This window comes from Natronorubrum daqingense, assembly GCF_001971705.1.
Taxonomy (GTDB): Archaea; Halobacteriota; Halobacteria; order Halobacteriales; family Natrialbaceae; genus Natronorubrum; species Natronorubrum daqingense.
On the sequence record NZ_CP019327.1, the window covers coordinates 3148333 to 3164818 of the forward strand.

19 protein-coding genes and 1 tRNA gene are annotated in these 16486 nt (G+C 64.2%); 12 read left to right on the forward strand and 8 right to left on the reverse strand.

The genetic code is table 11. The features are described from left to right. Positions 1–165: a DUF6757 family protein gene (locus tag BB347_RS19405; protein ID WP_168170964.1), complete on the reverse strand. Its 165-nt coding sequence runs from the start codon at positions 163–165 to the stop codon at positions 1–3. Between the two features lie 55 nt (positions 166–220). Next, positions 221–1009: a PHP domain-containing protein gene (locus BB347_RS15215; protein ID WP_076582627.1), complete on the reverse strand. Its 789-nt coding sequence runs from the start codon at positions 1007–1009 to the stop codon at positions 221–223. A gap of 172 nt (positions 1010–1181) precedes the next feature. Between BB347_RS15215 and BB347_RS15220 the strand changes: the two genes are divergently transcribed. Continuing rightward, positions 1182–1469 carry a DUF5789 family protein gene (locus BB347_RS15220; protein WP_076582625.1) on the forward strand — a complete coding sequence of 96 codons (288 nt, stop codon included), beginning with the start codon at positions 1182–1184 and terminating at the stop codon, positions 1467–1469. A 130-nt stretch (positions 1470–1599) separates the two neighbouring features. Here the strand turns inward: BB347_RS15220 and BB347_RS15225 are convergent, their stop codons facing one another. Continuing rightward, positions 1600–2661, reverse strand: coding sequence for a zinc-dependent alcohol dehydrogenase family protein (locus BB347_RS15225; RefSeq protein WP_076582623.1), 1062 nt, complete (start codon positions 2659–2661; stop codon positions 1600–1602). 81 nt (positions 2662–2742) lie between these two features. Continuing rightward, complete coding sequence (locus tag BB347_RS15230) at positions 2743–3750, reverse strand: DUF5784 family protein (protein WP_076582622.1); 1008 nt, start codon at positions 3748–3750, stop codon at positions 2743–2745. Between the two features lie 176 nt (positions 3751–3926). Here BB347_RS15230 and BB347_RS19410 point away from each other — a divergent pair, with 176 nt between their 5' ends. Beyond that, on the forward strand, positions 3927–4100 hold the full coding sequence (locus tag BB347_RS19410; RefSeq protein WP_168170965.1) for a DUF5786 family protein: 174 nt from the start codon (positions 3927–3929) through the stop codon (positions 4098–4100). Positions 4101–4362: 262 nt separating this feature from the next. Continuing rightward, positions 4363–4602, forward strand: coding sequence for a DUF7561 family protein (locus BB347_RS15235; protein WP_076582620.1), 240 nt, complete (start codon positions 4363–4365; stop codon positions 4600–4602). A gap of 267 nt (positions 4603–4869) precedes the next feature. On the opposite strand, the gene BB347_RS15240 is transcribed toward BB347_RS15235, so the two are convergent. Then, a tRNA-Gly gene (locus BB347_RS15240) sits at positions 4870–4959 on the reverse strand. A 244-nt stretch (positions 4960–5203) separates the two neighbouring features. On the opposite strand from BB347_RS15240, the gene BB347_RS15245 reads away from it, so the two are divergent. The 7 genes from BB347_RS15245 (at position 5204) to BB347_RS15270 (ending at position 10138) form a co-directional block, all read left to right on the forward strand. Next, positions 5204–7030 (forward strand): helicase C-terminal domain-containing protein, encoded by a 1827-nt coding sequence (locus BB347_RS15245; RefSeq protein ID WP_076582619.1) that lies wholly within the window; start codon positions 5204–5206, stop codon positions 7028–7030. Between the two features lie 336 nt (positions 7031–7366). Continuing rightward, a complete protein-coding gene (locus tag BB347_RS15250; protein ID WP_076582617.1) occupies positions 7367–7705 on the forward strand; it encodes an ArsR/SmtB family transcription factor in 339 nt (112 codons plus the stop codon). Continuing rightward, on the forward strand, positions 7702–8163 hold the full coding sequence (locus tag BB347_RS15255; RefSeq protein WP_076582616.1) for an SRPBCC family protein: 462 nt from the start codon (positions 7702–7704) through the stop codon (positions 8161–8163). The genes BB347_RS15250 and BB347_RS15255 overlap by 4 nt, the downstream gene beginning before the upstream one ends. Further along, on the forward strand, positions 8160–8666 hold the full coding sequence (locus BB347_RS15260; RefSeq protein ID WP_076582614.1) for an SRPBCC family protein: 507 nt from the start codon (positions 8160–8162) through the stop codon (positions 8664–8666). The genes BB347_RS15255 and BB347_RS15260 overlap by 4 nt, the downstream gene beginning before the upstream one ends. Next, positions 8663–9358, forward strand: coding sequence for a GyrI-like domain-containing protein (locus BB347_RS19035; protein ID WP_076582612.1), 696 nt, complete (start codon positions 8663–8665; stop codon positions 9356–9358). The genes BB347_RS15260 and BB347_RS19035 overlap by 4 nt, the downstream gene beginning before the upstream one ends. Then, entirely contained in the window at positions 9355–9486 is a 132-nt protein-coding gene (locus tag BB347_RS19825) for a hypothetical protein (protein ID WP_257787618.1), read from the forward strand. Before BB347_RS19035 ends, BB347_RS19825 begins: the two co-directional genes overlap by 4 nt. A 1-nt stretch (position 9487) precedes the next feature. Next, the gene (locus BB347_RS15270) at positions 9488–10138 is read left to right on the forward strand and encodes a dihydrofolate reductase family protein (RefSeq protein WP_076582610.1); all 651 of its coding nucleotides are present in this window, start codon (positions 9488–9490) and stop codon (positions 10136–10138) included. Between the two features lie 246 nt (positions 10139–10384). Here BB347_RS15270 and BB347_RS15275 read toward each other — a convergent pair whose 3' ends face one another. The 3 genes from BB347_RS15275 to BB347_RS15285 all read right to left on the reverse strand — a co-directional run bounded on the left by BB347_RS15275 (position 10385) and on the right by BB347_RS15285 (position 14551). Then, entirely contained in the window at positions 10385–11596 is a 1212-nt protein-coding gene (locus tag BB347_RS15275; RefSeq protein WP_076582608.1) for a class I SAM-dependent methyltransferase, read from the reverse strand. Further along, positions 11589–12740 (reverse strand): 60S ribosomal export protein NMD3, encoded by a 1152-nt coding sequence (locus BB347_RS15280; RefSeq protein ID WP_076582606.1) that lies wholly within the window; start codon positions 12738–12740, stop codon positions 11589–11591. The genes BB347_RS15275 and BB347_RS15280 overlap by 8 nt, the downstream gene beginning before the upstream one ends. Positions 12741–12820: 80 nt before the next feature. Then, positions 12821–14551, reverse strand: a complete 1731-nt coding sequence (locus tag BB347_RS15285) for an outer membrane protein assembly factor BamB family protein (RefSeq protein ID WP_076582604.1) — start codon at positions 14549–14551, stop codon at positions 12821–12823. A gap of 418 nt (positions 14552–14969) precedes the next feature. On the opposite strand from BB347_RS15285, the gene htpX reads away from it, so the two are divergent. Together htpX and pspAB are read left to right on the forward strand one after the other, a co-directional pair. Further along, positions 14970–15854, forward strand: a complete 885-nt coding sequence (gene htpX, locus BB347_RS15290; protein ID WP_076582602.1) for a zinc metalloprotease HtpX — start codon at positions 14970–14972, stop codon at positions 15852–15854. Positions 15855–15878: 24 nt separating this feature from the next. Further along, on the forward strand, positions 15879–16484 hold the full coding sequence (pspAB, locus tag BB347_RS15295) for a PspA-associated protein PspAB (RefSeq protein ID WP_076582600.1): 606 nt from the start codon (positions 15879–15881) through the stop codon (positions 16482–16484). The last annotated feature ends 2 nt before the right edge of the window (positions 16485–16486 follow it).

Consider the following 16486-nt stretch of genomic DNA (forward strand, 5'->3'; position numbering starts at 1 on the left):
TTACTCCGCGCGGTCGACGTCGACTTTCTCTTTCAGCGTCTCGAGTCCGTCGGCTTCGGCGAGCTCCTGTAACCGTTCGCGGAAGTGCTCCTCACAGAGGCCGACTTTGAGCCCCTCTGATTCCGCAGCGAACGCGGCCTCGTGGTCACAGTAGTGACAGTTCATGCCCGAACCTTGGCCCCACGGGGCATTGAACCCTCCGCTATCGACCGTACTTCCGTCATGTTTCGCCGACGCCGAGCGCGTCGAACTCGCGAAGAGAGAGCCCAGCGACGCCGAGGCTCTCCCCGTGGGCGTCGCTGCCGCCCGTCGCGAGCAAGTCGTATCGCTCGATCGTCTCATCGAGCAGTTCCCGATCGACGGTCGCGCCGTCGTAGGGGTAGTCCACCTCGACGGCCTCGAGAGCCGGATGACTCGTCAGTGACAGCGCCGCGTCGGGATGGGGGTATCGGAACGGATGCGCGAGCGAGACCAGCGCGCACGCCTCCTCGAGGACGGCGAGTCCGCGCTCGAACGAGGGAACGTCTCTCGCGACGAAACACGGCTCGCCGTAGCCGATGAGGTGGTCGAACGCCCCCTCGTAGTCGAACTCGAGGTCGGAGTGGCTGTCGACTGCGCGGGCGACGTGCGGGCGACCGAAGCCGTCGTCGACGGTACAGCCCAGGTCGACGCCGAAACGCGATTCGACGCAGTCGACGATGGCTTGCCCGCGTTCGATCCGATTTTGCTGAATCCCGTCCGCGAGTGCCGCGAGTTCTTCGGTTGGCTCGACGCCGTATCCGAGCAAATCGACTCGATCGCCACTCGGCGTCTCGACGCGCAGTTCGATCCCGTTGACGATGGTAACTCCTGCCCGCTCGACGACCGGCGCGTCGAACGGCTGCAATCGATCGTGATCCGTCACCGCGACGACCTCCACGCCCGCGCGACGGGCCGCGTCGGGTACCGCCTCGAGCTCGAGACTGCCATCGGAGCGCGTCGTGTGTACGTGGAGGTCGGCGTAGGGCATCTCACTCGATGCGAAGTGCGACGCTCCTAAAGGTGTTACTCCTCGAAATCGGCCGCGTTCGGTCACCCCGAGAACGTAACTAAGGACCATTTAGGTCTACTAGGTATGCAGTGCGACTAGAAAACGTATATGGACAATGTTTATAATTATTGTTCACAGAGGATAGGGTGTAATGGTTCCCACCAACGCTGGCGAATTCGCCGCTGACTACGACTACCCCGTGACGACCGAGGAACTGATCGAGGATCAGGGCGACCGGACCATCGAACTGCCCAACGGTTCCGAAACCGTCGGCGACGTCCTCGCTCGTCTCGAATCCGAGACGTTCGAAACGGCGGACGACGTTCGCCTCGCGCTCTCGTGTGCCGTCAGCAACAAGGCGGTTGGCCGAATCGGATACAGCGATCGCGATCCAGCACCGGTCGGCAGTCCCTACACGCCCGACGCCGTTTCGTTCTAGCGTCGACTCGTTTCGATGAGGTTTTCGCTCCACCCGTTCGCTCACCGCGCGGCCGTTCGTTTCTCGTACGCGGACAACTCATGACGTGTGAGCGACCGTGGAGGCGAAGAATAGCGCTAAGCGGTACGTTCTAGAAGCTATCGATGACCGGGATGCCCTCGGTTTCGTAGTCGGTCATCGCGGCGAGTTTGTCGGAGACGTCCTCGAGGTCGATCGTCTCGGAGACGACGTCGGCGGGCCGGAGCTTTCCGGTCGAGACCATCCGGAAGATCTCGTCGTAGCGCGTCGGCGGCATGCCGAGCGAGCCGATGAACTCGATCTCCTGCATCACCATCGCGTCGGAGGGGACGGTGATCATCCCCTGTTCGTCCTGCGTGGTGAGGCCGACCTGGAGGTGCTGGCCGCGGTTGCCGAGGCTCTGGACCGAATTTTGCGACGTCGTCTCGATTCCGAGGGCGTCCATCGAGACGTCGGCACCGCCGTCGGCGATGGCTTTGACCTCGGCCGCGACGTCGTCTGCGTCGCCGGCGTTGACCGTCTCGACGGCGCCGAGTTCTTCCGCCTTCTCGAGTTTCTGCTCTTTGAGGTCGACGGCGATCACGTTCGCGCCGAGGGCGTCGGCGATGTGGACCGCCGAGAGGCCGACGCCGCCGACACCGTGAACGGAGACCCAGTCGCCCGCACTCACGTCTGCTCGGTGGGCCAGCGCGTGAAACGAGGTCATGAACCGACAGCCGAGGCCGGCCATGTCAACCGACGAGACACCGTCGGGTAGTTGGACGAGGTTGTGGTCGGCGGCTGGGACGTGGACCTGTTCGGCGAACGCCCCCTGAACGGGCGGAACGAATCCGAGTGGCATCACGTTCTCGCAGGTGTTCGAGTGGCCGCGACGACACTCGTGGCAGGTACCGTCGCCCAAATTGAACGGGACGGCGACGTGATCGCCTTCGGAGACGTTCTCGATTTCGTCACCGACGGCGATGACCGTTCCCGCCGGTTCGTGGCCCAGAATCTGACCCTGTTGGGTCTCGAGTCCGAGCCACCCCCAGTCGCCCTGCCAACCGTGCCAGTCGCTCCGGCAGACGCCACAGGCCTCGACCTCGACGACGGCACCCCGAGGGTCGGGCTCCGGCGCGTCGACGTCTTCGATCGAGAGCGGTTCACCGTGTTCTTCGAGAACTGCTGCACGCATGGGTTGATTGTTGCTACCGTATACCATATACGTGTCTGTACTGTCACAGAAATTGAGAGGTATTCAGAAGAACCAGGCCGTTCAGTTCAGCAACTCCATCGCTCCGTCCAGATCGAGCGGCACCGACCCCTTCTGGTAGCCCTCGACGTGCCCGTTCGGTCGGGTGCGATAGACGACGGCGGGGCGGTGGCGAACGTCGGGTTGTTCGCCGCGGACGGCGTTCCAGGCTTCGTCGCGGAAACTCGAGCAGTCGACGAAGAGGACGGCACCGCCGCCGTGTTCGGCGAGTTGGCCGTTGGTCTTCGTCTCGGCGGTGTCGCGCACGGCGGCGACGGGTCCCGACGCGGAGCGATTAGCCGGCGGTTGCGGGCGCGTCACTTCGACGAGGACGTTCGTCGATTCGTCTTCGGCCCGGAAATCCAGCGAGTGACCGGTCGTGACCTCGATTTCGGGTTCGATAAGATAGCCGGCGTCGGTGAGGATCTTCGCCGCGATAAACTCGCCTAATGCGGCGCTCATTCGAACGCGGTCGACGTGGTCGCTGGTCCCGAGTTTCCCCGACATCACGTGTCGATACTCGTCGAGGACGCCCGTCCGGAGGAAGTCTTCGAAAAAGCGCGTCGTCTCGCGGCGGCCGGCGTCGGGGAAACCGGCGGCGTGTTCCCGGAAGAACGCCCGCGTCGATTCACGGCCGTCTTTGGACATGAAAACGGGGAGGAAGAACCACGAAATGTGTGGGTAATCGGCGAGCCACGGGTCCTCCTCGTGAAGCGTCGCGAGGAGTTCTCGCTTGCTCCAGCGAGTGACGTGATGGGAAACCTCTCGCCAGCCGACCTTGTTGGTCCGCCACAGCGAAGAGGGCGTCTCGGTGTTTCCCATCCAGTAGGCTTCTTCGTCGTTTCGCGCGAAGAGCGCAACGTCGCCGTTTTGCATCTCGAAGCGATGCGTCTCCCAGTTCGCGCCGATCTCGAAGCGGGGCGAAACCGCTCGAGCGCCAATGTTCGAGCGAAGGGGTTGCAAAATCTCGTGTCGGACTTTCTGTTCGCTCCACGACGTGGGCGAATACCGAAAGCGAAGCGGCCGTGCCACACGCTCATTTTGGTGCGAGCGTGCATACGTGTTACGCGTCTGGGGCGGATCTTCGCCGAGTCCAGTCGGATACTCGTCGCGAGCGGTCGGGCATCCGCCGTGGCGAAAGTTCCGGCATCCGGGTGGTGTGATCGGTACATTAATGTGCGTCACGAACTAACATGTGTATACCTACCATGTCAATGGGTGCCTATGACGAAGATGAACACGAGCGGCGCGAGCAGCAGGCGTCGAAGGTCGACGCCGATTTCGACGACGAGCGGACGATCTATCACGGAACGGTCGAGTACGACTCCGGTGAGTCTGCGGAGGATCTCCTCGATCAGTTCGAGCAGATAAAATCCGACTGAGGCAACGACGCGCCGTTTTACCGACGCACTGTCCGACTCCCCGCTTCCCTCGTGAGCGGATACGCCGGCGTTCCCTGAACGTCGGCCGGACTCCTCGAGTGATCTCGAGGGCGTCCCAGCCTGGCGTTTCGGGAGCACCGCGAGCGTCTGCTCTTTCGCTTCGTGTCGCCGTCGAGTGGGTGTGCACATCGTCGACCACCCCCGAATGCGAGTCCACCCTCCCGGGAGAACGACTTTCAGCGTCGAGAACCCATTCTCGAGTATGGCACGGGACTCCTGTGACGGCTGCGGACGGACGGTTTCTGTCGCCGGCGGCATCGCCAACGTCTGGACGTTCGGCGACGGCGCGGAGGGCACCGCGATCACGCTCGAACTCGCGGACGGGACGGAGCACCTGCTGTGTTATCCCTGTCTCGAGGAGCTTCCCGACGAGCCGACCGCCGACGACGTCGCCCGGCTCGAACAGGTCGATGCGGAGACGTCGCAATTAGTGATCGACTGAGCCGTCTCTTCTGGGCTGTCGGTCGCAAAAAATTCGCGGTGGGTCGGCGTTCGATGACTGGATAACCGGCCGCGATGGGACGTATCGGTCGTCCCCACTGTCGCCCGTATCCGTCGGTTAACGAGTGACGGGCGTCCGTGTGCCGGTTCGCCGTGATGGTACGTGAGTCGAGTGCGCCACCGTCGCCGAAGCAGACCGATCGTCGACTGACCGTGTTCGAGTCGCGTGAGCCACAACCACGATCGCTGCGGCAGTCGCTGCCGCAAGCGGAAGGGGTGGGATTTGAACGCCACGTGGCACAATGGCCGCCGCGGGCCGGATGGCACCGCGATGCTCTTTCCGCTGAGCGACCCTTCCGTACTCCCATTCGTTGGCCGGATCCGTCTTTGTAATCGTTCGGTTACGGTCGACCCTCGGGTGGTAGCGCCAGCCTACCCGCGCACACTCGCTCTCACTGTCGCGGTAGGGTGTCCGTTCGCGCCCGAGTCCCCCACTCGATCACGTCTCGAGTCCCCATCTGCGGGCGAGTGTCGGAGAGAGAAACTGCACGACGAGCAACGGTTCGCAGCCTTTAGGGTGTGGCCACTCCGTGCATCGAACGGTGAATCCCGAGCGGATCTTCGAGGCGTTCCCCGCCCCCAGCTATCGCGGTGCCCAGAAGCAGGCCCTGCGGGACATTCGCGACGCCTTCGCGGCCGGCAACGACGTCGTCTTGGTTCGCGCACCGACGGGGAGTGGCAAGTCCCTGCTCGCCCGCGCCGTCGCCGGCTGTGCACGCCGGGTCGACGACGCCGATCCGAGCGATCCGACGGGTGCGTACTACACGACGCCCCAGGTCTCCCAACTCGACGACGTGGCGGCCGACGACTTGCTGGCCGACCTCAACGTCATCCGCGGGAAGTCGAACTACTCCTGTATCCTCCCGGAAGAGCGCAACACCCCCGTCAACCAGGCCCCCTGCGTTCGCGAGCGCGGCTACGACTGTTCGGTCAAACACCGTTGTCCGTACTTCTCCGACCGCGCGATCGCGTCGAATCGCTCCATCGCGGCGATGACGCTCGCGTACTTCATGCAAACCGCCGGTAGCGAGGTCTTTCGCAAACGGGACGTCGTCGTCGTCGACGAAGCCCACGGCCTCGCCGAGTGGGCCGAAATGTACGCGACGATCCAACTCGGTCCGCGAACGGTTCCCTTCTGGGACGACCTGCGCGTCCCCGAGGTCGACTCTCTCGAGCGAGCCGTTCGCTACGCCGAGAACCTCGCCCAGACCTGCGGTCGGCGAAAGGACGACTTACTCGCACAGGACTCCCTCTCGCCCGGCGAAGTTCGCGAACGCGACCGCTTGCAGGAACTCATCGGCGAACTCGACTGGTTCGTCTCGGACTATCGCGACCCACAGAGTCCGACGACGTGGCTCGTCGATCAATCCGAGCCGTCTCAGGCTCGCGCGGACGAGCGAGACGAGGACGACGACCCCGTCGGCGGCCCGCTCACGATCAAGCCGATGAGCCCCGAGAAGTACCTCAGACACACCGTCTGGGACCGGGGAAACAAGTTCGCGCTGCTTTCGGCGACGATTCTGAACAAGGAGGCGTTCTGTCGGCAAGTCGGACTCGACCCGGACGACGTCGCGCTGGTCGACGTCGAACACACTTTCCCCGTCGAGAATCGGCCGCTGTACGACGTGACACAGGGGAAGATGACCTACGAGCACCGCGACGAGACGACGCCGAAGATCGCCCGCACCATCGTTCGGCTCATGCAACACCACCCCGACGAGAAGGGGTTGATCCACGCCCACTCCTACGACATCCAGGAGCGACTGGCCGACCTCCTCTCGGATTTCGGCGTCGGCGATCGCATCCGCACCCACGACCGCGACGGGCGCGACGCCGCCCTCGACGCCTGGAAAGCGAGCGACGATCCCGACGTCTTCCTCTCGGTCAAGATGGAGGAAGCGCTCGACCTCAAGGGCGACCTCTGTCGCTGGCAGGTGCTGTGTAAGGCTCCGTTTCTCAACACCGGGGACTCTCGCGTCGCCCACCGACTCGAGGAGGGACAGTGGGCCTGGTACTACCGAACCACCCTCCGGACCGTCATCCAGGCCTGTGGCCGCGTCGTCCGCGCCCCCGACGACCACGGCGCGACCTACCTCGCGGACTCGAGCCTGCTCGACCTCTTCGAGCGGGCCCGGACGGACATGCCCGACTGGTTCGAAGCGCAGGTCGACCGAATGGGAGCGCCGGACCTGCCGTCGTTCCAGCCCACCAGCGCGCTCGCCGACCAGCACGGCGCTACCGACCGCGGAACGCAGACGGAGACGTCCGACGCCTCACGAGAGCGCTCGAGCTATCAACGCTCGCGGGGATCCTCGTCGAGTTCGTCGTCCTCGAGCCCGCTGGCGGACGTCTGGGATACGGACGGCTAAAACACTCGAGACAATAGTAGCGGCTCCGCGTCCGAGAACGAGGAAATCGACGGACGCGTCGATCAGATTGCAGCCAGTGCGCCCATCGCGATCATCGAGGTCATCATGAGGATCGCGAAACCGAGCGCGATGAACTGATTTCTGTCCATAGTGTCCACTCACGCTGGGAGTGCATGAATGTCACGACTGTTCGCCCCCGAAGCGCGCGTTCTCACTCGAAGCGCGCGTCGACGACGTGATCGACGCCGGCGCTGTGGCTCTTGACGCGTCGCTTCTCGAGAGGTACATGTTATTCAACTAAAAGGTTAAATAATCTCTCCGCATTTATTCAACTAGATGGTTGAACGGAAATCGGACGACCTCGATCTCGACGCGATCTTCGGAGCGCTGGCTCACCCGACTCGACGGGAACTCATCGAGCAGTTAGCTAGCGGACCGAATCGCGTCAGCGATCTGGCCGAGCCACACGATATGTCCCTGGCAGCAGTTTCGAAGCACTTGCAGGTACTCGAGGAGGGGGGACTCGTCGACGTCGAGAAGGATGGACGCGTGCGCCGGTGTCATCTGGACGCCACACCGTTGAGCGACGCCTTCGGGTGGCTCACCCGCTACCGCGTCTTCTGGGAGGATCGGTTCGACGAACTCGAGGACCATCTGGAGGAAGCAGACCAATGACAGACGACACGGCGAACACCGACGCAGTATCCGAATCGCGCGCGGAACACGTGATGATCAGACGGACCGTCGACGCCCCACGCGAGCGCGTTTGGCGGGCGTTCACCGACCCCGACGAGGTTCGTTGGTGGTACGGATCGGACATGATGGACGTCGAGATTCACGCGCTCGAGGCCGAACCCGGCGGCTCGTTCTCGATTACCATGCGTGACGGCGAGGACGACTACGACATGGAGGGCGAGTTCCTCGAGGTGATCGAGCGCGAGCGTCTCGTCCACACCTGGTACGTCGGCCGAGTGACGGTGGCGTTCGACGAGGTTGGCGAGGGCACCGAGGTCGTGCTCACTCACGAGGGACTCCCGGACCGAGAGACCACCGAGCAACACGCCGAGGGATGGACGGCGGCGATCGAAACGCTGGCGGCAATCGTGCGAAACGACGAGGACCGAGAACGATGACCGAAGACACGACCGGCGAGCACGAATTCGATCCGAACGAGTACGATACGACGATCACACGAACCTTCGACGCCCCCCGCGAGGCGGTGTGGGCGGCGTGGACCGACCCTGAACAGGTCGCCGAGTGGTGGGGGCCCCACGGATTCACCGTCCCCGACTGCGAGGTGGACGCGCGACCCGGCGGCGCGTTCAGCATCGACATGGAAGCGCCCGACGGAACCGTTTACCCCGACGAGGGAGAGTTCCACGAGGTCGTCGAACCCGAACGGCTCGTCCTCACGAGCCGGGCGTTCGAGGACGACGACGGTGGGTACCAACTCGAGGTACGACACACCGTCACGTTCGAAGCCGACGGCGATCAGACGCATCTCACGCTGGAAGCGGAAGTTGCCTCGGCGACGCCGGCAGTGGAGGAGTCCCTCGGCGGGATGGAAATGGGCTGGAGCCAGAGCTTCGAGAAGCTCGAGGCGTCCGTCGGCGAGTCGGGAGGCGCTCGCACATGATGGCGACGACCCCATTTCTCGAGCACCGCAGCGCTCGTCCCTGCGTGGAAATCCCGATCGAGGCCACGCTCGGTGAGTGGGGGCAGGCAAACGACCTCGTCGGAGTGCTCCTCGAGTGGCTCGACCGGCACGACGAGTCGCTCGTCGGCGCTCCGTTCTACCGGTACCGGGTCCTCGGCGACGAGACGAAGCCGTTCAAGCTCGAGGTCGACGTCCCGACCGAGGGGCGACTCGACGGCGACGATCGGGTGCAGCCCGGAACGATCCCCGCCGGCACGTACGCGATCCTGGTGCACGAGGGAGATCCCGACGATCTCCCCGGCCGACACGCGGCGCTCGAGGACTGGGCGGAGGCGAGCGGACACGAACTCGCCCGTCGAACGGACGGCGGGATAATCCGATGGGAGGGCCGATACGAGCACTTCCAGACCGACCCCACCGAAGAACCCGATCGGTCGCAGTGGACCACGGAGATCAGCTACCTGCTTCGAGACGACTTCCCCGAGGAACTGACCGCGCCTACACGCCGCGCGCTCGCCGGGGCCGGCTACTCCCGGCTCGAGCAGCTGGACGGCGCCGATCCGGACGAGATCGAGGCGTTGCACGGAATCGGACCGTCTGTCCTCGAGACGCTACGGGACGGTCTCGAATCGGCAGGAGGGAGGTTCGCAGACGGCGGTACCCGACCGTGAATTCCGATCGCCCGGAAGCCGCGGATCTCACGGCGGCCACGTTCGAAGCGGCCCTCGAACCGCTCCGAATGGACGAGAACCTGACGGCGAATGGGGGCGACGAAGCGGCGAGCGGAGGTGGCCTCTGAGATGGCCGAGGTCCGTGCGAGCATCTCGGTCTCGCTCGACGGCTTCGTTGCCGGCCCGAACGACAGCCGCGAAAACCCGCTCGGCGACGGCGGCAAGCGACTCCACGAGTGGATCTACGACCTCGCGAGCTGGCGGGAGGTCCACGGCCTCGAAGGCGGCCAGACGGACCGGGCCGACGAGATATTCGCCGAGTCCATCGAGAACGTCGGCGCGGTAGTGATGGGCAGGCGGATGTTCGACAACGGCGAAGGGCCGTGGGGTGACGAGCCGTTCGAGGGTCACTGGGGCGAGGACCCGCCCTTCGGCGTGCCGGTGTTCGTGCTCACGCACCACGAGCGAGCGCCCCTCGAGTTGGGCGAGACGACGTTCACCTTCGTGACCGACGGACTCGAGGTCGCCCTCGAACGAGCGACGGAGGCGGCCGACGGCGCTGATGTCTCGACCGCCGGCGGCGCGAGGACGATCCAGCAGTGTGTCGAGGCGGGCGTGCTCGACGAACTCGAGGTCCATATCGCACCCGTGTTGCTGGGCGACGGGATCAGGCTGTTCGAGCGATCGGCTCACGCCGGAACCGAACTGGAGCGAACGAGGGTAGTCGAGTCTCCGGGTGTGACGCATCTGCAGTTTCGCGTCGGCCACTCGAGCGCATGAACTCGAAACGAACGGGCTGTCGGTCGGACGGCCAGTCGCGAGGGTCGAATCCCGAATAAACGGTCGAGAACGACGGTCAGCTCAGCCGAGCGGGGCTCTCGATGACGGCCCGCACCGTCGCGTAGTTCCTCGAGGACCTCCACGGAACGTCACCGTCTCGTCATTCACCGGAGCCGTCGAGACAGAAATACGCCGCGTCGAACCGCCGAAGGACCGGCTTCGAGCGTTCGGTTTCGTTACCGAGCGCTACTCGAATCGCGCGTCGACGACGACGTGATCGACGCCGGCGCTGTGGCTCTTGACGCGTCGTTTCTCGAGCACCTCGAACTCCCGACTGGCTTCCTCGCTCGCCGCCTCGAGTCGCTCGAGCGGCCGCTCCCACAGCCGCGATCGGGGCGTCGCCTCGTGATAGTGGACGACACCGCCGGGTACGAGCGCACGGAGGGCATCCGACAGAAAGTCGTGAGCCTCGTCGGTTCGGGTTCCGTGACCGACCTCGCGTTGTCCGTCCTCGCTTCGTCCCTCATCGTCCACACCATCGGCCGCGCTACCGTAGTAGCCCATGACGACCCGATCCGCTTCGACGTTGCTCGCGAGGTCTCGACAGTCGCTCACGTAGACGTCGACGCGCGTTTCGACCCCGTTGAGCATCGCATTCTCGAGTAAGTAACGAACGGCGGTCGGGTTTCGTTCGGTCGCCGTGACGTGCGCGCCGGCGCGAGCCATCGGGAGGGTGAAGTAGCCGATGCCAGCGAACATGTCGAAGACGCGCTCGCCGCTCTCTACCAGCTCGCCCATCCGTGCCCGTTCAGCCTGGTTTCCCGGCGAGAACATCACCTTCGACGGATCGAGGCCGTAGCGCGTCCCGTGTTCGGTGTGGATCGTCTCGGTCTCTCGCTCGCCCGCGACGTGTCGCGTCTTGGGTTCGCGAAACGTGCCCGCCTCGCCGCCGTTCGCGATTCCTTCGTCGGCCAACACGCTGTCGGCCTCGCCGTGAATCTCGAGCAACGCCTCGCCCAGTTCCCGCTCGTCCGGGCAGTCGTCCGGAATCGTCACCACCACGACCGACCCGATCACGGCCCACGAACCGGGAACCGACTCGAGGTCCGCTTCACTCCAGCCGCGGGCGGCGAGGCGATCCTCGAGATCCGGATTTCGAGGCTCGGGCTCGAGTTGCCGGACGACCTCGAGCACTGGCGTCTCCGTCGGCGGCTTCGTGATCGGTAGTGCGACCCGTTCGGGGCCGTCCTCGCGCACCCGTCGCGAATCGTCGTAGACGCCTTCGGCTCGAAGCGACTCGATAGCCGTCTCCGAACGCGGCTTTTCGACGACGGCGGCGAGTGGCGCGTCGGCGCGCGTTCGCTCGAGAACGTCTTCGGGGGTCGTCTCGGGGTCGCGGTCGTTCTCGAAACCCGCCTCGTCGTCGCCCCTCGCGGGGGTTGCGTCGTCGTCACTCATCGTCTTTGCGCCCGTCGTCGGGAAGAACGTGCAAGCCGGCACGACTCTTGAGCACGGGAACCGTTTCGGCGTCCGGATCGAAGTACGACGGCCGCGCGACCGTCTTCGCCCGATAGGTCTCCGGATCGAGCACCTGCACCGCGTTGTCGTCCTCGACGGTGACGACCGTCGTTTCGACCCCGTCCGCGAGGTGTCCGAGTCGGCGCGCGTCCGGTGAGTTCCCCTCCTCGTAGCCCGCTTCGTAGCGCTCGCCGGTTGTCGCCCGTACGCCCTTGAGGTTTCCTCGAGCGCTGCGGACGATTACCGGACCGTCATCGTCGTCCTCGAGATCGATGATCTCACCGGGCGTATACGGCGGGAGCCGGACGGCGAAGGTGACGCGATAGACCTCGTTGCCGTCTGAGTCCTCGGTGACGAGCGTTTCGGCGTCGTTGACCGTTCCGCCGAACTCCTCGATCATCTTGTTCGAGATCTTCTTCCCGATCTTGTTGGTCGAGACCTTGATGTTCAGGCCGTCGTCGGTCTCGCTCGTCTCCGTGACGAAGGCGTTTCGGTCGCCGGTCGCTTCCATGTCGGCGACGATCGTGTTCGCGATCTCCTCTGCCCGCTCGAGTTCCTCGCTCGTCGGCGTTCGATCCTCGGCCCGGATCTGGACGATGCTGGCGTAGTAGTCCCCGGCGATTCGGCCACAGCGCGTACACGTCTGGCGGGCGATTCTGACCGGCACCGTCACCTCCTCGTCGACCGGCGTGCCTCTGACTACCCCCGTGAAGTAACAGTGCATCCGGATCGTGTTCGGGTCGATCTGCTCTGGTTCGACCTGCCAGGCGACGTCCTCCACGTCGACGTGCACGGCGAGCGCTTCGCTCACTTCTTCGATCGCGACGTCGGTGTAGTCTTGGGCCCCAACGTCGATCCACCGATTTCCGCGATAGACGGCCCCGCAGGTCGCACAGACGCGAACGTCGATTCGCTCCGGCGCGTCGACGAAATCGAAGTCGTCGAAGTAACAGGAATCACAGAGTTCGACGTCTGCGCTGGGTCGAAGCGGATCCGTCGCGTCCTCCTCGCCGTTCGCGTCGCTCGCCGACCGTTCGGGAACTGCCTCCCCACACCGGGGACAGAACGCACGCGACTCACTCATTGCCCCCGCTTGGAGAGTGAGTGAGTTAAACGGCCCGCCTTCCGCCCGTCTTCTCGTCGCCCCTGCTGGATTGCCGACGGTTACTCGGCGGGTTCGTCGGCGTCACCCGCCTTCCGACGGAGCCACTCGAGGGTCGCGAGGCCACCGACGGCACCCGCACCCGCGGTGAAACCTGGGACGCTATCGTCGGCGTCGTCTGCATCATCGCCATCGTCGCCATCGTCGCCGTCGTCATCATCGTCCGCGTCGTCTCCGTCACCGACGTCGTCGGAACCACCATCGGTATCGTCGTCTCCCGAAGCGTCGTCTCCGTCTTCGTTTTCGGCGTCGTCATCGTCGCTCCCTGAAGCGTCGTCTCCGCCGTCGCTTTCGTCACTAGTACCGTCGTCGCTGCCATCGTCCGTGCTATCGTCGTCTCCGTCGTCGCTACTACTGCTCGAGTCGCCGTCGTCACCGTCGCTGTCGTCGGACTCGCTGTCGCCATCGGCGCTCTCGTCTTCCGATTCGTCGTCAGTTTCGCCGTCGTCACCGTCGTCGTTCTCCTCTTCCTCCTCTTCGTCCGGTTCCTCGCTTCGGTCGTCGTCCTCGTTCCTGATGGCGACCAGCGTCTCCGAACTGGCGTAGATCGTCTCGTCGGCGAGTGCGATGGTCGGAATTTCGTCGGTGCCGACGGCCCACTCGATCTCGCCGGTTTCCTCGTCGAACGCGTAGACGCCGTCGGAGGGCTCCGGAACCTCGTCCGGACCGTACGCCTCGCCGTCGACGGCCAGGCCCGCGTAGACGATTCCGTCGCCGACGGCGACCGAGGGAACGCGGTACGTGTTCACCTCCGTGTCCCACACTTCCGACCCGGATTCGCGATCGTACCCCGTGACGTTGTACGCGTCGAACGCGTAGAACGCGTCGTCGCTGATCAACGCGGGCATGAACGCCCCGCGGTCGTTGTGCTCGCGTTTCCGACCGGTTTCCGTGTCGTACAGCGTCACGTGCCCCTCTCGGTAGATCGAACCGTCTTCGGAATCTGCGCTGCCGATTGCGACGACACCGTCCGTCGCCACTGGATAGTTGGGTTGATTGGCTCCCGGTTCGGGGAACCGACTGTACTCGTCGTCTCCTTCCGGTTCGTCGTCGATCCACCGCCTCGAGCCATCGTCGACTTCGAGCGCGTACGCTTTCGATTCACTCGTCGCGAAGACCGCGCCGTCGGCGACGGCGACCGGTTGCTCGTAGAGCGGATCTTCGCTCGGTTCGACGTACCACTCGATTTCGTGATCCTGCACGTCGACGGCGTACAGCGCCCCGTCCGCGACGACGATCACGAGTCCGTCCACGATGGTCGGTGACGGAATTTCCTCGTCGTAGTCGAGGTCGGCCTGACAACAGACCGTGCCGTCGGTCCGATCGACCTTCGTGAGTTGCTCCCCACCGACGTGGACCGACTCGGGGGTGACTGCAGGTGTTCCGCTCGCGCCCACGTCCTCCGTCTCCCACTCGAGCGATCCGTCGGCCGCGTCGAGCGCGTGGACGCCACCGTTGGCCACCACGAACACGGTTCCGTTGTCGACTGCGACGGGTCCCCCGTGGTCGTACTCCCACACGACGTCGACCGGTTCCTCCGGAGCGCTCGAGGCGGGCACGACGCTGTTGTTGCCCGCGTTTCCGCCGAGTGAGGACCACCCGTCAGCTTCCTCCGACGCTGAGGACTCGGCGGTGGCCACGTCGTTGGCCGCCGTTGCACCAGTGGCGAGCGATCCGAGGGTCAGCGTCACGCCTGCGTACTGCAGGACGCTCCGCCTCGTTTGGTTTGCCATACAGTAGTGATGAAATTGCTCCGCGTTACCTATCGGTCCGATAGAATCGTTTCTCTGGGCACACACTCTCGTGCAATTGTTCGCTCACTCACAACCATCTCCCATGTGCACCTGCCGAGTACACCGGTCGAAAAATCGCCGTTTTATCTCGTTTCACGCGTCGATTGTTCACTTCAAAATCACGGGGTTTTACGTCGAGTTGCCGATGCGAAAACGTCAGACGCACGTCCGACACACCCGATTTTGTCGTTCGTCTCGGTACTCGTGTCCGCGGGTTTCCATGCGAAACGAGGGGGTTCGGTGATTCGCTCGACGGAACGACGACTCGAGGCGGGTTCGATTTGTTCAGTTCACGACGGTCACGCCTCGCGACCGAACCGTCAGGGTACTTATTGTATCTGAGCCCATTGGTTTCAGTATGAACTGGCAGGCGGACTGGGGACTTCGGTTTCGGATGTTCTTGACGATGTTCTTGCTCTTTGCGCTGTACATCGTCTTCGCGGGTGCAATCTCCCTCTACATGGGCGGCAGTATGATCGTCTTCGCGCTCGTCTTCGGCGGATTCTCGCTGGTGCAGTACTTCTACAGTGACACGCTCACGCTCAGAAGTATGGGTGCACAGACCGTCTCTGCGGAGGAATATCCACAACTTCACGGTTCTATCGAACGCCTCTCACAGCAGGCTGACCTTCCGAAGCCGAAAGTCGCCGTTATCGACTCGAACGTCCCGAACGCCTTCGCGACCGGTCGGAACCAGCGAAACGCGGCCGTCGCGGTGACGACGGGGCTGATGCGAACGCTCGACGACGACGAACTCGACGGCGTCCTCGCACACGAACTCGCGCACGTGAAAAACCGGGATATGATGGTGATGACCATCGCCTCGTTCCTCTCGACCATCGCGTTCATGATCGTTCGCTGGGGCGCGTTCTTCGGCGGCGGGAATCGCGGCGGCGGGAAAGGCGGGGCCGGGATCATGGTCGCTATCCTCGTCTCCTTGCTCGTCTGGATCATTAGCTACCTGTTGATCCGCGCGCTCTCGCGCTACCGCGAGTACTCCGCAGACCGCGGGGCCGCCGCCATCACCGGCAACCCCTCCGCGCTCGCCTCCGCACTCCTCAAAATCTCCGGCGAGATGGACAACGTGCCCAAAAACGACATGCGCGAAGAAGCCGAGATGAACGCCTTCTTCATCATCCCGATCAAGTCGGGTATCGTCGGGAAACTCTTCAGCACGCACCCCTCGACGGAAAGTCGCGTCGAGGCACTGCGCGACCTCGAGCAGGAAATGCAGGCGTTCTAAGGCGACACGGTTCTCACTCGAGATATGGGACTGCTGGATGGACTTCGTGCCGTACTCGGACTCCGCGCCGAGAGCGATGCGAGACGCGACGCCGACCCCGACGACCTCTTCGGGATGAGCACCGCCTACATCACGATGCAGACCGACCTCCGCTACGACTCCGCGGACGTCGGCGCGCTCTGTTTCTCCGGCGTCGACTCGGGCAGCTTTCACGATGCCGTCGACGAAGTCGAGGCGATCCTCGAGGCCGGTCGCGAGGAGACCGGCACCGACTTCTCGGTTACGAGCGACGACCACGGCTACCACTGGGTCGTCCTCGAGGACGACGACCCCGAGGACCTGATCACGAGCATGCACTTCGCCGCGGACACGTTCATCGAACACGGCTACGGCTCCCGCCTGCTCGCTGCCGTATTCGCCTACACCCACCGCGACGGACCGGCGTACTGGATCTACTCGTTCCGACGCGGACGCTACTACCCGTTCGCGCCCCGATCCGGCCGCGAACGCGACTCGAGTGCGGAGTTCAAACTCGAGGCGACACTCGACGGCGAACTCGAGATCGAACGCGAGAAGGAGTACTGGTATCCGCTGTGGCCGAGCGAGCGCGGGACACATCCGTGGGAGTAATT